Annotated in this window: 16 protein-coding genes, 1 tRNA gene and 1 pseudogene; 6 read left to right on the top strand and 12 right to left on the bottom strand. The window is 60.7% G+C overall.

Annotation, left to right across the window (positions count from 1 at the left end):
* Positions 1–47: 47 nt before the first annotated feature.
* Positions 48–341, bottom strand: coding sequence for a DUF4287 domain-containing protein (locus ACIQTW_RS16520; RefSeq protein WP_402938956.1), 294 nt, complete (start codon positions 339–341; stop codon positions 48–50).
* Positions 342–782: 441 nt separating this feature from the next.
* On the opposite strand from ACIQTW_RS16520, the gene ACIQTW_RS16515 reads away from it, so the two are divergent.
* Entirely contained in the window at positions 783–1,661 is an 879-nt protein-coding gene (locus ACIQTW_RS16515; RefSeq protein ID WP_402938953.1) for a hypothetical protein, read from the top strand.
* Positions 1,662–1,665: 4 nt separating this feature from the next.
* Here the strand turns inward: ACIQTW_RS16515 and ACIQTW_RS16510 are convergent, their stop codons facing one another.
* The 4 genes and pseudogenes from ACIQTW_RS16510 to ACIQTW_RS16495 all read right to left on the bottom strand — a co-directional run bounded on the left by ACIQTW_RS16510 (position 1,666) and on the right by ACIQTW_RS16495 (position 4,378).
* Positions 1,666–2,565: a diacylglycerol/lipid kinase family protein gene (locus ACIQTW_RS16510; RefSeq protein WP_402938950.1), complete on the bottom strand. Its 900-nt coding sequence runs from the start codon at positions 2,563–2,565 to the stop codon at positions 1,666–1,668.
* A 32-nt stretch (positions 2,566–2,597) separates the two neighbouring features.
* Positions 2,598–3,202 (bottom strand): annotated as a pseudogene (locus tag ACIQTW_RS16505) (class I SAM-dependent methyltransferase).
* A complete protein-coding gene (locus tag ACIQTW_RS16500; RefSeq protein WP_402938947.1) occupies positions 3,202–3,561 on the bottom strand; it encodes an iron chaperone in 360 nt (119 codons plus the stop codon). The pseudogene ACIQTW_RS16505 and the gene ACIQTW_RS16500 overlap by 1 nt, the downstream one beginning before the upstream one ends.
* Before the next feature lie 25 nt (positions 3,562–3,586).
* Positions 3,587–4,378 (bottom strand): IclR family transcriptional regulator, encoded by a 792-nt coding sequence (locus ACIQTW_RS16495; RefSeq protein ID WP_402939291.1) that lies wholly within the window; start codon positions 4,376–4,378, stop codon positions 3,587–3,589.
* Positions 4,379–4,436: 58 nt separating this feature from the next.
* Between ACIQTW_RS16495 and ACIQTW_RS16490 the strand changes: the two genes are divergently transcribed.
* Together ACIQTW_RS16490 and ACIQTW_RS16485 are read left to right on the top strand one after the other, a co-directional pair.
* Positions 4,437–5,114 (top strand): ATP-binding cassette domain-containing protein, encoded by a 678-nt coding sequence (locus ACIQTW_RS16490; RefSeq protein ID WP_402938944.1) that lies wholly within the window; start codon positions 4,437–4,439, stop codon positions 5,112–5,114.
* Position 5,115: 1 nt separating this feature from the next.
* A complete protein-coding gene (locus ACIQTW_RS16485) occupies positions 5,116–6,648 on the top strand; it encodes a DUF6297 family protein (protein WP_402938941.1) in 1,533 nt (510 codons plus the stop codon).
* A gap of 7 nt (positions 6,649–6,655) precedes the next feature.
* Here the strand turns inward: ACIQTW_RS16485 and ACIQTW_RS16480 are convergent, their stop codons facing one another.
* Entirely contained in the window at positions 6,656–7,507 is an 852-nt protein-coding gene (locus tag ACIQTW_RS16480) for a PhzF family phenazine biosynthesis protein (RefSeq protein ID WP_402938938.1), read from the bottom strand.
* Between the two features lie 71 nt (positions 7,508–7,578).
* Here ACIQTW_RS16480 and ACIQTW_RS16475 point away from each other — a divergent pair, with 71 nt between their 5' ends.
* The gene (locus ACIQTW_RS16475; RefSeq protein ID WP_402938935.1) at positions 7,579–8,001 is read left to right on the top strand and encodes a DUF1801 domain-containing protein; all 423 of its coding nucleotides are present in this window, start codon (positions 7,579–7,581) and stop codon (positions 7,999–8,001) included.
* A 141-nt stretch (positions 8,002–8,142) separates the two neighbouring features.
* On the opposite strand, the gene rplI is transcribed toward ACIQTW_RS16475, so the two are convergent.
* From rplI to rpsF, 4 genes are all read right to left on the bottom strand, one after another.
* Positions 8,143–8,595: a 50S ribosomal protein L9 gene (rplI, locus tag ACIQTW_RS16470; protein WP_024818808.1), complete on the bottom strand. Its 453-nt coding sequence runs from the start codon at positions 8,593–8,595 to the stop codon at positions 8,143–8,145.
* Between the two features lie 18 nt (positions 8,596–8,613).
* A complete protein-coding gene (gene rpsR / locus ACIQTW_RS16465; RefSeq protein WP_003800144.1) occupies positions 8,614–8,853 on the bottom strand; it encodes a 30S ribosomal protein S18 in 240 nt (79 codons plus the stop codon).
* Positions 8,854–8,981: 128 nt separating this feature from the next.
* On the bottom strand, positions 8,982–9,563 hold the full coding sequence (locus ACIQTW_RS16460) for a single-stranded DNA-binding protein (RefSeq protein WP_011776754.1): 582 nt from the start codon (positions 9,561–9,563) through the stop codon (positions 8,982–8,984).
* A 50-nt stretch (positions 9,564–9,613) separates the two neighbouring features.
* Positions 9,614–9,919 carry a 30S ribosomal protein S6 gene (gene rpsF, locus ACIQTW_RS16455; protein WP_011776755.1) on the bottom strand — a complete coding sequence of 102 codons (306 nt, stop codon included), beginning with the start codon at positions 9,917–9,919 and terminating at the stop codon, positions 9,614–9,616.
* Positions 9,920–10,151: 232 nt separating this feature from the next.
* Between rpsF and ACIQTW_RS16450 the strand changes: the two genes are divergently transcribed.
* On the top strand, positions 10,152–10,490 hold the full coding sequence (locus tag ACIQTW_RS16450; RefSeq protein WP_402938930.1) for a YnfA family protein: 339 nt from the start codon (positions 10,152–10,154) through the stop codon (positions 10,488–10,490).
* A gap of 91 nt (positions 10,491–10,581) precedes the next feature.
* On the opposite strand, the gene ACIQTW_RS16445 is transcribed toward ACIQTW_RS16450, so the two are convergent.
* Positions 10,582–10,664: transfer RNA gene (locus ACIQTW_RS16445), tRNA-Leu, on the bottom strand.
* 117 nt (positions 10,665–10,781) lie between these two features.
* Between ACIQTW_RS16445 and ACIQTW_RS16440 the strand changes: the two genes are divergently transcribed.
* Positions 10,782–10,928 carry a hypothetical protein gene (locus tag ACIQTW_RS16440; RefSeq protein WP_402938927.1) on the top strand — a complete coding sequence of 49 codons (147 nt, stop codon included), beginning with the start codon at positions 10,782–10,784 and terminating at the stop codon, positions 10,926–10,928.
* Between the two features lie 66 nt (positions 10,929–10,994).
* Here ACIQTW_RS16440 and ACIQTW_RS16435 read toward each other — a convergent pair whose 3' ends face one another.
* Positions 10,995–12,401, bottom strand: coding sequence for an amino acid permease (locus tag ACIQTW_RS16435; protein WP_402938924.1), 1,407 nt, complete (start codon positions 12,399–12,401; stop codon positions 10,995–10,997).
* Positions 12,402–12,623: the final 222 nt, after the last annotated feature.

Below are 12,623 nucleotides of genomic sequence, written 5' to 3'. Positions count from 1 at the left end.
GCTGGACACTAAGCTAAGCATGCTTAGTGTTGGCTCGCCAACATGTTTCAGGGAGCCGGCTTGCTGGCCTTGCCATCCAGCCAGAGCGTGTCCGAATCGTCGCTGTGGGTCCCGTTCGATCCCACGTGCTTGCTATCGATCCTTGGCCCCTTTTTGATCACGTGCACCAGTGCCATTCCGTGACCCCGGCCAAGATCATAATCGGCTTTGAGCCATTCAAGGATGGTTCCGGCCTTAACCGATGGGTCATTGAATCCCTTGGTTTCCGCAATTTCGACCAGTTGCCGCGGGGTAAGTCCGGTTTTGTCTTCAATAGCGTCGAGGTAAGCCTGGAATGACATCAGTGTCGCCTTTCGTCTCTAACTTAATGATCGGATCTGCAGATGCGCGTGAGCCACATCGTACTGGCACCAAGCCTCCGATGTGGGGGCTTTGATGCACGGCTCGCTAAGGTAGGAACCACGAAGGCATCAGCGTCACAGAGAAGGATGACCGATGGATCAGGGCATTGCGTTACTGGCGTGCTTAGGGTGTTTGCTCCTGGTCATGGTGACCGTTTTCATCTTGAACATGGTTGGGCAGCGCAGGCATCGGCGGACGCGGCCGCCGCGTCATCAGGGAGTGGCCAAGTCCCAGCGCGGCCGGATCTATAAGAACCCGCCACCCACGAATCACAGTCAGGACCAGTTCAGTGGCTGGCCCTGATCCGAGCAATTCACCCGTTACCCTGCGGTGCCTTGCTCAGGTACCGCGCCGCTTTGCCCCGGGCCTACACTGATGGCATGATGAGCCGGCGGTGGCATTCTTTCGCGGCGGGTATGACCGCTGTGACATTGCCCCTCCTGGCCGGATGCGACTCGGGCGTTTCAGCCTCGGAGCCCACCAGCGGGAGTTCCGGACCCATCACCGTCGAGGTCAATCAATCGCGGGATCAATACGGCAAGCAAGCCATTCTGCTGCAACTCACCAACACCACAGACACAATCCTGACCGTCACCGAAGCCCGCTTGCGATCAACGCTGTTCGAAGCTGAGATTTCCTGGGAACCATCCGGGGGCAGCCTCGAGTTGCCACCCCGTCAGCCCAAGAGCGTTCCTGCTGCATTGCCCGCGGCCGCCTGCGACACATCAGGGGGCACGCCCGCTGAACTCAATGCCACGATCAACTACTCAATGCCTGGCAAGGACCCTGTGGGGGCGAGCACGAGCCCAACGGATCCCTTCGGCGTCCTCTCCCGGAACGCCGGCGAGCAGTGTATCGCCACGGAAGCAGCCGCCGTTGCGACAATCGCCTTGGACCCTGGACTTGAGGTGGCCGCTGACGGTCGCACCGCCGTCGTACGCCTCATCATCACGCCAGCCACGCCGGGAACTGACGCGCAAAGCCTCACTATTGAAGCGATCGACGAAACCACGTTACTGGCCCAATCCACCGCTGGCCCTTGGCCCGGGAATGTCGCCGTCGGCGCGGCCAGGCAAGAACTGCCACTGACTATCCGGCCCGCCCGCTGTGATCCGCATGCTGTCGCCGAGGACAAGGTGGGCACCCTCTTGCCGCTAAGGGTCGCCCTGGGTGACAGGAAGGGCGTGCTGAAGATTGCAGCGCCGAATGAGTTGCGCGGCCGGATCTACGACTTCGTCACGGCCGCCTGCGCAGGCTAAGGGCCTAGCCGAGGGTGGCCAGGGCGCGGGGAGCGCACTCCACTTTGACCTTGACGTTTGCCTCCACGGACTTCACTTCGCCGTCCATCTGGTATGGCAGCGGCTTGAGCGTGGTGAATTCGTAGCTACTCACACTCGGCTGATCACCCAGTCCTTGAGTAGTGGCCTTCAGTGCAGTCAGGAGAGTTCGCCATTTAGGCATGTGCGGGAAGACGATCACCTCGAATTTCCCATCCGAGGGGTGGTCCTCTGCTTCGCTCAACGTGGCGTACTTGGCCATTTCATTGATATTGGCGAAGACGAGACTGTCGAACTTTCGGCGTTTTCCGTCAGCCAAGCGGATGCCAAAGGGCTCGAACTTGGAAAAGGTCTGGATAACAGTGACCATTTCCTTGAGCGCACCTTTGCTGCCCTTTTCGAGTTCGGTGGCAACCACCGGGGTGAGGCCGAATCCGATGTAGGAATGCGCGTATTCAAGGGGCTCATTCTCTTTTTGGCCTGTGTGGATTCGGAGAAGGTCGATGTTATGGACATGTCCTTCCGCGATGGCCTCTTCCAAAGGTTTTGTCGCGATGATCCGGCTATGGTCGTTCGCATTGCCGGCAGCCCTGACCGCGCAGACAGCCCTCGGGTTCCCGGCTTGCATCACACCGTTGACCACCTCGTTGTAGCCACCATCACCACTCACCGAGACCACCAGGACGTCACCGCCCTTCGAGGCTGCTTCCCGTGCCAGGTCCACGGCATGCCCGGCGTGCTCAGTGGGCTGGAGTGTTATTTCGGGCTGATACGTGAGCAGTTCCTTCAGCCTGTCGTGCAATTGCTGCGCCAGCTCAGGCGCGTCCCCCGTGCTGTTGGGATTGAAGATGATGACAATCGACTCAAAGGTCCGTGCAGAATCCATACTTGCTCCTCCTAGGTGCGCCCGCTTAACTTCTACCCAATGCGCTGGGCGTCAATCAGGTGCCGGGTGGAGTGAGCGATGAAGGGGCGGCCAGCTCTCATTTGTTTGTCCAGCTCCTTGAGTTTGTCACGATAGCCCTCAACGGAGAAGTCGGGGACCCACCACACGCTTTTACGCAGGATCCAGACCACCGCGCCGACGCCGGGCCAACATGCTGCGCGAAGTAGTGGCCGCCGGGGACCAAGACTCGGTGAATCTCGTTCCAGTCAGGCCGAACAGGGTGCCGGGCTGTGACCAAGTCGAAGGACTGGTCTGGGAACGGTAGCGGCGCATCGGTGGTTGCTTCAACGACCTCCACCCCGCGGGGACCGAGCCTTTCAACAGCTCGCTGTACGTTGGGCGGCCATCCCTCCGTAGCAACCATCCGTTCGGGAAATCTTCCGGCCTCTGAAAGGACCTCTCCCCCTCCTGTATCAAGATCGAGTGCGCTCCGCACGGTAGCGAGACGGCCGGCCAGCATCTTCGCGAACCCCCATGGTGGCCTTTCTTCCGTAGCCCTCCCCTCCAGCCAATGGAATCCCCACCCTGTCACGTCCGCTTCGGCAGCCTCGTCTACCAAGGTTTCAAAGTCCCTCATTAGTGGCCCATCTTTTTCTCTGCTGCCAGTTGGGCCGCAATTTTCGCTATCAAATCCAAGGGAATCCCTTTGGCCAGCGGGAATTTCAACGTTCCTTTGCCGGACAGGTACGGGACCAACTCCGCAGCCAGGCCTTCATCGCCACGAGGCACCGGATAAACCGAGATGTGGTGCGCCCAGGCAGCGAAGTACACCACGTAGTGCCCGCCAATGGTGATGGTAGGAATTCCGTAACTGATCATCTCTCCGGCCCCCGGCACGGCGGCGTGCATGGTCCGACGGATTTCCTGAAGGATCTGCTGAGTGGCCTCAGGTTGGGCGGAGATGTACGCGTCCACTGTTGGGGGTGTCTCAGTCATCGTCATTCTCCCTATGGTTGAGGATTCAGCTCTCGCCGGGGAACCGGCCGCCAATAAGCCTGGTCATGTGCTCGGCTGTAGCGAGAAGGGGCTCCACCCACGCCTCGCACGTTTCCAACGGCATCCGAAGAGTCGGTCCGCTGATGGTCACAGCTCCCACCAAACCCGCAGCAGAATCGAAAACAGGCGCAGAAAGGCCGGATGCCCCGTCTTCCCTCTCGCCGACTGTGATCGCGAACCCGTCCGCACGGGTTTTCCTTACAGCGGCTTCCAATTCCTCAGAGCTGGTGATGGTGTAGTCGGTGATGGACTCCAGCGGATCCCGCAGGACAGCTTCCATCAGTTCAGGAGACCACGCGAGCAGAACCCTGCCTGCAGAACCTGCATGGAGCGGAACAATCTTGCCCAAATGCATTTCGCGGCGCAACGCATGATGGGTATCGGCCATGGCGACACAAACCCGATAGTGCTGCTCGGCCTTGAAGAAGCATGCCGTCTCGCCGGTGGTGTCCCGCAAGGTCTTGAGCAGCGGACTCAGGATGTCCACAACCTCCATCCCCCGGGTTGCAGGCGCTGCCCAGTAGGCCATCCGCATTCCGATGCGGTAAGCATCGCCCTCGCGGTCAAGGAAGCCCTGGGATGTCAGATTCGTGACCAGTCGCTGCACGGTGGACGTGGGCATGCCGGTGAATTCGCGGATATCAGCCAACTGAAGCACCGGCTTTGACAAGGAAAAGGCATCCAGGATGGACGTGATCTTGCCCAGGACAAGCAAAGGGTTGCCGTTGGCCTTCGCGGAAGCATCGGATGCTGACATAAGACTCACGCTAAACGCTGCAGCAAGGTCGCGCCAATCCCGCCGGTAGGGTTGCATCATGGGGACAGTTTTGGAGGCCGAAGGCCTGTTGGTTGGCTATGCCGGGGCTCCGGTTTGCGGCGAAGTTTCGGCGTCGGTGGAGGCGGGTGAAGTCTTGGGGATCGTTGGCGTCAATGGCGCAGGAAAGTCCACGGTAGCCCGGACCATCGCGGGGCGGCAGGCCTCCCTGGCTGGAGACGTGAAGGTCCACGGCCTCCTCATCGATCCGGACGCCGTGCCGTTCCGTCGGCAAGTGTCCGCCATTTTCGACGATGACCTCTTCTTCCCCTCCCTCACCGTCCGGGAGCACTTGCTCCTCATCGCCCGGGGGCACTCCTTGGATGACCCCGAAGTGCGGGTTGAGAACGAACTCGAGTTCTTCGGGCTTCAAGGCAGGGCCCATGCCATCCCGGACGCCTTGTCTTCCGGCCAGCGTCGCAGGTTGCTGCTTGCCTCTGGACTTATCCGCCCGTCGTCGCTGCTGATCCTGGACGAGCCGGAACAGCGGCTCGATCCCCGCATGCGGGTGGCCATGGGGGAACGGATTGCAGACCACGCCAAGAATGGTGGCGCAGTAGTTCTGGTCACCCATGACCCACAGTTGCTGCTCACCACGGCCTCCACCTGTTTGGTCATTGACGAAGAAGTTCGGGAGTTCAGTCCAGAGCAGGGGGCCTCGATCATTGCCGGGTCCTGACGTGCTCGCCCCTGAACGTTCTTCGCAGAATCGGGAGCTGGCCTCTGACATTGTCCGGTTCACCCGCCAATCCGCCAGACGCTACAAACGCAGCCGGACATCGTGGGGCGACCTCTTTGTTGACGCTTACAGCTGGGGACTCGGAATTGGTGTTTCGCTGACTATTGCTGCCTCCTTCGTCTTTGCGTTGCGCAACGAAATCGCAGACCGGTCAACAACTACCAACAGCATCATCCGGGCGCAGTGGCTCATCCTGCCGGAATCACCGCTGTGGACATCCGTCACTTTCGCTGCCCTCCTCGTGATCAGCAACCTTGCGCGGAAACTTGGACCGATGACGGTGAACGGAGCTGAGAGCATCTGGTGGTTGACGCTTCCCGTTGACCGCCGCCCCATGGTCCTGCCGCCCTTCGTTCGCAAAGTCGCGCTTACGGCAGCTGGCTCGGCCGTCATCTACTTACCCTTCAGCATGGTGGCTGGCATTGACCGCGCTCCCCTTGACCACGTTCTTGCTTCGCTCACTTTCGGCGCAGCTGGCGCCATGGCGGTTGTGTTGGCGGCCCTGCAGCAGCTTGCTTTACTCGGCTCGCGGCTTGGCAGGGCGACGACGGCGACGGTACTTCTTGCGTGCTCTGTCCTTCCAGCGTGGTCATCCTCGCCATTACCGACAGCGCTGGTGGCCGTGGCCGCCGTCGGACTCTTAGCCTTTGTTGTGCCACGCGCCGGTCAGGTTCGGGGTGACGATCTGGTTCGCGGCGGCGCCGTTGCTGGGCACGCTAGCGCTTCGCTGTTCATGATGGAGTCTAATGAGGTGCTGCGTGCGCTCGGCGGCACCCGCAAGACGGTCGACGGCGGCCGGGCAGCCCAGTTCTACGCCCGCCCTGTGCGGGGGCCTTTTCGTGCACTGATCCGCGCTGATGTGGTCGCTTTCCTGCGGCTCAATCCCCCGCTGATGCCGCCGATTCTTTGGCTCGCCGCCTGCATTGCCGTACTGCTGGTGGAGGGCGGGCTGCCCGAGTTCGCGCAATTGGCTGTCATCATGATCTCCGGCTGTGCCACGGCTTCCGGAATGGGGGTTGTGGCCCGCAAGACCGCGCTGGTTCCTGAGCTCGATGCGCTGCTGCCGCTGCATCCCGCACTGGTGAGGACCAGTCGTGCCCTCATGCCGTGCCTGGCGATGGCTCTGTGGATGGCCGTGCTGAGTGGGCTATTGGTTGCCCTGGGGGCGGCGAATCCCTGGTTGATAGGAGTAGGTGCCCTCACCGGCGTGGGCATGGGTGCGGGGACTCTCCGCGCGGCAACCAGGACCCCGCCGGACTGGACCGCGCCGCCGGTGGAAACCCCGTTCGGCCCGGTCCCGCGTGCTCAGCTGGGCTCACTGATGCGCGGGCTGGACGTGACCATCCTGGCCATGGTTCCACTGCTGTTGGCGTTGTACCTGGGCAGCGTGCCAATGTCCATTGTGATTATTCAAGCGGTCTTCAGCGCCTGCATTTTCCTGGTGGTGGTGCTGTCGCGAGCAAAGCGCATCTGATGGGGCGCTAAAGGAGCACCGTACCTTCGATGCAGGTGGCCGACGCTCCACCAACCCAAATCTCTCCGTCATCAGCTTTGATGTGGACCCTGCCAGCCCTGCCTAGGGCACTACCTTGAGCGGCTACGTACTCATCAGGGGCACGGCCGCTGCCAATAAGCCACTGAGCCGCACCGGCATTGAAACTGCCCGTCACCGGGTCCTCCACCATGGCGTCGCCCGGAATGAAGGTGCGGACTTCAAAGTCGACGGCGGCACCCGGCTCGTGTGGGCCGATCACCCCGACCTTGAGGTCAGCCATGGCGACGAGATCGGGTTCAATGGCCAGGACTTGTTCCGCTGAACCGAGAAGAACGCCGATCCATGTGGGCCCGTTGACCAACCACGATGCATCCAGCAGGGCATCCTCGGGCAACTGCAGGCCGGCAGCGAGCTGCGCCCGGACTTCGTCATCCACGGGGCCAAATCGCGTCAGCGGCGGTGCAGCGAAAGCCAGGCGACCGGCGTCGTGCTTTACCCGCACCAAACCCGCCCCGCATTCCTGGACCAGGACGCCGGCACTCTTCGGCACTCCCCCGGCTTGCAACCACGTATGAGCTGAACCAAGCGTGGGGTGACCGGCGAACGGGAACTCCTCGCTGCCGGTGAAGATCCGCACCTTGTAGTCCGCTTGGGGGTCAGTGGGTGGGAGGAGGAACGTGGTCTCGGAGAGGTTGGTCCAGTTAGCGAAGTGCTGCATTGTCTCAGTGCTGAGGCCTTCGGCATCTACGACGACGGCGAGCGGGTTGCCTCGGTATGGCGCGTCGGAGAAGACGTCCACCTGGTGGAACGGGCGGATGCGCAGGGCTTCTGAAGTCACCGCTGAAGGCTATCATCGGGTGCGGTCCGGTTTTGCTGACGCAGCCGTCCCGCGTCTGCGAAACTAGCCCTATGGCAGAGAACAAGACCCAGCCCACGGAGGTATCCGTGGAAGAATTCCTAGCCGCAGTGGAGCACCCAAAGCGGCGCGAGGACGGCTTCCAGTTGCTGGAAATGATGCGCGACATCACCGGCCAGGAACCCGTCATGTGGGGCCCGTCGATCATTGGATTCGGCAGCTATCACTACAAATACGAGACCGGGCGCGAAGGTGACTCCGCCGCCGTCGGCTTTTCACCGCGCAAAGGCAATTTGGCACTGTACGGGCTCACCTACGGCCCCGATGCCGACCGTCTGCTTCCCGATCTTGGCAAGCACAAGACCGGCGCCGCCTGCCTGTACGTGAACAAGCTGGACGACGTGGACCGGAGCATTCTGGCCGAGATGATCCGCACGGGCTACAAGCACGTCATGGAAGAGCTACACACCCCGTAAATCCGCGCGCCGAGTTGGCACTTAACCCCCATGTTGCTCGCAAACATGGGGGTTAAGTGCCAACTCGTCAAGGGTTCCGGGCAACAAAAAGACCCCCGCCACCGGAATCCGGTAGCGGGGGTCTTTTGGTGCAGTCAGAGACTACTTGCTTGCTACGACCTCGAGGTCGATGACAGCAGAAACATCCTCGTGCAGGCGAACGTTAGCCGTGTACGAACCAACAGACTTGATGTGGTTCGGCAGTTCAACGTTGCGCTTGTCGATGGCGCCGAGGCCAGCGGCCTCAACAGCAGCAGCGACATCAGCAGGCTTGACGGTGCCGAAGAGACGACCGGACTCGCCGGCCTTCACCTCGAGCTTGACCTTCTTGGAGGACAGAGCCTGAGCCTGTGCCTGTGCCGCTTCAACAGAAGCGTGCGCACGAGCGGCACGAGCAGCCTTGATGGACTCAACCTGCTTCTCGCCACCCTTGCTCCAGGTCAGAGCGAAGCCGCGGGGCAGCAGGAAGTTACGTGCGTAACCGTCCTTCACCTCGACGACATCGCCAGCAGCACCGAGACCGGTTACTTCGTGGGTCAGAATGAGCTTTGCCATGTTAGTTAATCCCTTCCCTTAGCCGCGGCCAGCGCCGGAGTAAGGCAGCAGAGCAACTTCGCGGGCGTTCTTGATTGCCTGGGCGATCTTGCGCTGTTCCTGAACGGTAACGCCAGTGACGCGACGAGCGCGGATCTTTCCGCGATCGGAGATGAACTTGCGCAGCAATGCTACGTCCTTGTAGTCGATGACAGTGATGTCAGCGGCCTTCAAGGGGTTGGACTTTGGTTTGGGCTTACGGAGTTCAGCCTTAGCCATCGTGGAGCTCCTTTTCTATGGAGCCCGTGGATATTGATCCACGGGATGGTGGTGTTCGACGGCGGTCGTCGTCATGGTGCCTTTCGGCACTTCCGGCGAGCGTCCGGCGTCGGACGTTTATTTGGTGTTTAGAAGGGAGGTTCGGAATCCGGGCCGTTGCCCCAGCCGCCAGCATTGCTGACACCGGGCGTAGCCCAAGGGTCATCCTGCTGTTGTGCGGGTTGGTTGCCGCCCCAGGTTCCACCGGAGTTGCCGCCGCCCTGGTTTCCACCAGGAGCGCCACCCCCGAAGCCACCGGAATTACCGGCGTTACCGCCACCGAAGCCGCCCTGCCCACCGCCGGAGCGCTGGGTACGGTTGACCTTGGCGTTGGCGTAACGCAGGCTCGGGCCGATTTCATCGACCTCAAGCTCGATTACGGTGCGCTTCTCGCCTTCTTTTGTTTCGTAAGAACGGCTCTTCAAACGGCCGGAAACGATGACGCGCATGCCCTTGGTGAGGGACTCGGCAACGTTCTCGGCTGCTTCGCGCCATACCGATGCGCGGAGGAACAGGGTTTCCCCGTCCTTCCACTCATTGGACTGGCGGTCAAAGGTCCGGGGAGTAGAAGCGATGGTGAAGTTCGCTACTGCTGAGCCAGACGGGGTAAACCGCAGCTCGGGGTCATTGGTGAGATTACCGATGACCGTAATAGTGGTTTCGCCTGCCATCTACTGCCTCCTTGTTCGTTCCTTCGGGGTAAAGATCTGGAAGGGGCTGATTACTCAGCAACGACCTTCTGGTCTTCAGGGCGGATGATCTTGGTGCGCATGATCGTCTCGTTGAGAGACAGCTGGCGATCAAGTTCCTTGGCGGTAGCCGGTGCTGCGGTGAAGTTCACCACGGCGTAGATACCTTCGGACTTCTTCTTGATGTCGTACGCCAGACGGCGACGGCCCCAGATGTCTACCTTTTCGATGGTTCCACCATCGGTGGTGATGACATTGAGGAACTTCTGAAGCGACGACTCTACGGTACGCTCTTCGACCTCGGGGTCGATGATTACCATCAATTCGTAAGGACGCATATGTGAACCCACCTCCTTTGGGCTAAGCGGTTACGGTATTTCCGTAACAGGAGGTTCATTTGCGATGCTGCGTTGGCGCTCCCCGACCGAAAACACGGCAAGAGGGCGTAACACAGACTTCAATATCTTAGTGCATCTCCTGCACTCAAAGCTATTCGGCGGGATCCGTGGCGTGAACCGTCCAGGTTGCGTATGTGGATAAGCTGGCCCCGCATCACGGAATACTGGGGTAATGACCGTCGTGAAGTCCATCGTTCTGTTCGTTTTGGCCGCCGTCGCAGAGATCGGCGGTGCTTGGTTGATCTGGCAATCCGTGCGCGAAGGCAAAGCTTGGTGGTGGGCAGGACTAGGCATTCTGGCGCTAGGCATCTACGGCTTCTTCGCGGCCTTCCAACCGGACGCGCACTTCGGCCGGGTCCTGGCGGCTTACGGCGGGGTGTTCATTGCCGGCTCGCTTGCATGGGGCATGCTCATGGATGGCTTCAGGCCGGACCGCTGGGACGTCGTCGGAGCCGCCATCTGCCTGGTTGGGGTGGGCGTCATCATGTTCGCGCCGAGACCAGGCGCCTGAAGTGGAACGGCTTATTCAGGGCTCCTGTGCCCGGAATAAGGCCATAGGAACGTCAAAACCCCCGGAAGATGAACTTCCGGGGGTTTCTTTGTGCGCGGAGGGGGACTTGAACCCCCACCCCCTTTCGAGGACTAGCACCTCAAGCTAGCGCGTCTGCCATTCCGCCACCCGCGCAAGGTGATCAGGAGAACGTGTTTCGTTATTCTCCTTGACAGCGTCAAAAACCCTAACACGAAGTACGGCAATCCGTGGATTCCTGTTGCCCGGGGAGCCTCCCCTAGGGTTGGGGCCATGGATGCCACGCCCCTGAACGCCCTGGTCCTGACCGTTGTTTTCTCGGCGGTCGCCCTCTATTTCCTGTATTTCGTGATCCGCGCCGGCGTACGGGACGGCATTCTGCAGGCCGACAAAAAACGCACTGAGCAAGCGGAACAATAAAGCGAAACGCGACAGCCGCCGTCGAGCATTGACGGCGGCTGTCCGCTGCAGAAAAGGCGACGGCGGTCAGGAACCGATCTTGGCGCGTTCGGCTTCCCCGCCAAGCACCGGAGTGGCGGGGGTGTTGCCTTTATTGCGGTAGCGAAACACGCCGATGCCCACCACAATCGCGGCCAAGGCCAGCGATAGGAACAGCGATTCGCGGGTGGATTCGATGATGACCATACCGATGATGAGTGCCACGATGGCGCCGATCGCAATCCACGTGAGGTACGGGAAGAACCACATCTTGAGGTCCAGGTCCTTGGCGGCCGCGCCCATCCGCTTGCGGAGGATGAGCTGCGAAGTTGCGATGACCAACCAGACGAACAAAGCGATGGCACCCGAGGTATTCACGAGGAACAGGAACACCGAGTTCGGGGCAATGTAGTTCGCGCCGACGGTGAGGAATCCCACCACGGTGGAAGCGAGCACTGCCGCGGCAGGCACGCCACGCTTGGAGATCTTCATCCAAGATTTGGGAGCGTCGCCGCGCTGGGAGAGCGAGAACAGCATGCGACTGGCGGTGTACAGGCCCGAGTTCAGGCAGGAGAGCACCGAGGTGAGGACAACAATGTCCATGATGGTGCCGGCGCCCGGGATTCCGTAGAGCTCGATGACTGCAACGTACGGGCTCTTGGCGACGGAGGCGTCGTTCCAAGGCAGCAAGGTCACCACGATGGCAATGGAGCCGATGTAGAAGATCAGGATGCGCCATACTGTGGACTTCACGGCCTTCTTGACGGCGTCCACCGGGTTCTCGGATTCGCCGGCAGCGATAGTTGCGATCTCCGCGCCGAAGAAGGAGAAGACCACCACGAGGATTCCCGCGAGGACCGCGCCCGGCCCGTTCGGCATGAAGCCGCCCTGGTCCAGCAGGTTGGCGACGCCGGGTGCCGAGACGCCCGGCATGAAGCCGAGGATGGCCACGATTCCTGCCAGCAGGAAGATGACGATTGCAGCTACCTTGATGGACGCGAACCAGAATTCAAACTCACCATAGGACTTCACGGAGCCGAGGTTCGTCAGTGTGAGGAGCACCATGAGAACGAGTGCCCAGACCCATTGGTCAACACCAGGCACCCACCGGTGCATGATGGCCGCACCGGCAGTGGCTTCAATGCCGAGCACGATGATCCAGAACCAGGCGTAGAGCCATCCGATGCTGAATCCGGCCCAACGGCCTAACGCTTTATCAGCGTAGGTGGAGAACGAACCGGTCTCAGGGTTGGCTGCAGCCATCTCACCAAGCATGCGCATGACGAGGATGACCACGAGTCCGGCCGCAAGGTAGGCCACCAGGATGCCCGGTCCCGCCTGCTGAATGGCGGCCCCGGACCCAACGAACAGGCCTGCCCCGATGACGCCGGCGATGGCGATCATGGACAAGTGTCTGGGTTTCAGGGACTTTGAAAGCTGTTGGTCAGCGTGCATGGATCGGCGCCGTCCTTTAAGTTTTGAGGTTGGCCGCAGTGGTGTGCCACGGGCCACATGACTAAATCACGCTAACCTGCTACACCGACACTCATCCTGTGCAGCTGAACAAATTGCAATGCGCAAAAAGAGCGAGACGCACAAAATGTAATCTTCAAGGAATCAAAAGTTTCCTATGGAAAACTTTTGTAATACCCCTGAAATGACTGCTTGACGCTTCCG

This window comes from Paenarthrobacter sp. NPDC090517 (assembly GCF_044769165.1).
Taxonomy (GTDB): Bacteria; Actinomycetota; Actinomycetes; order Actinomycetales; family Micrococcaceae; genus Arthrobacter.
Note: the sequence above shows the minus strand (reverse complement) of the source record. Positions and strands in the feature narration are given on the sequence as shown.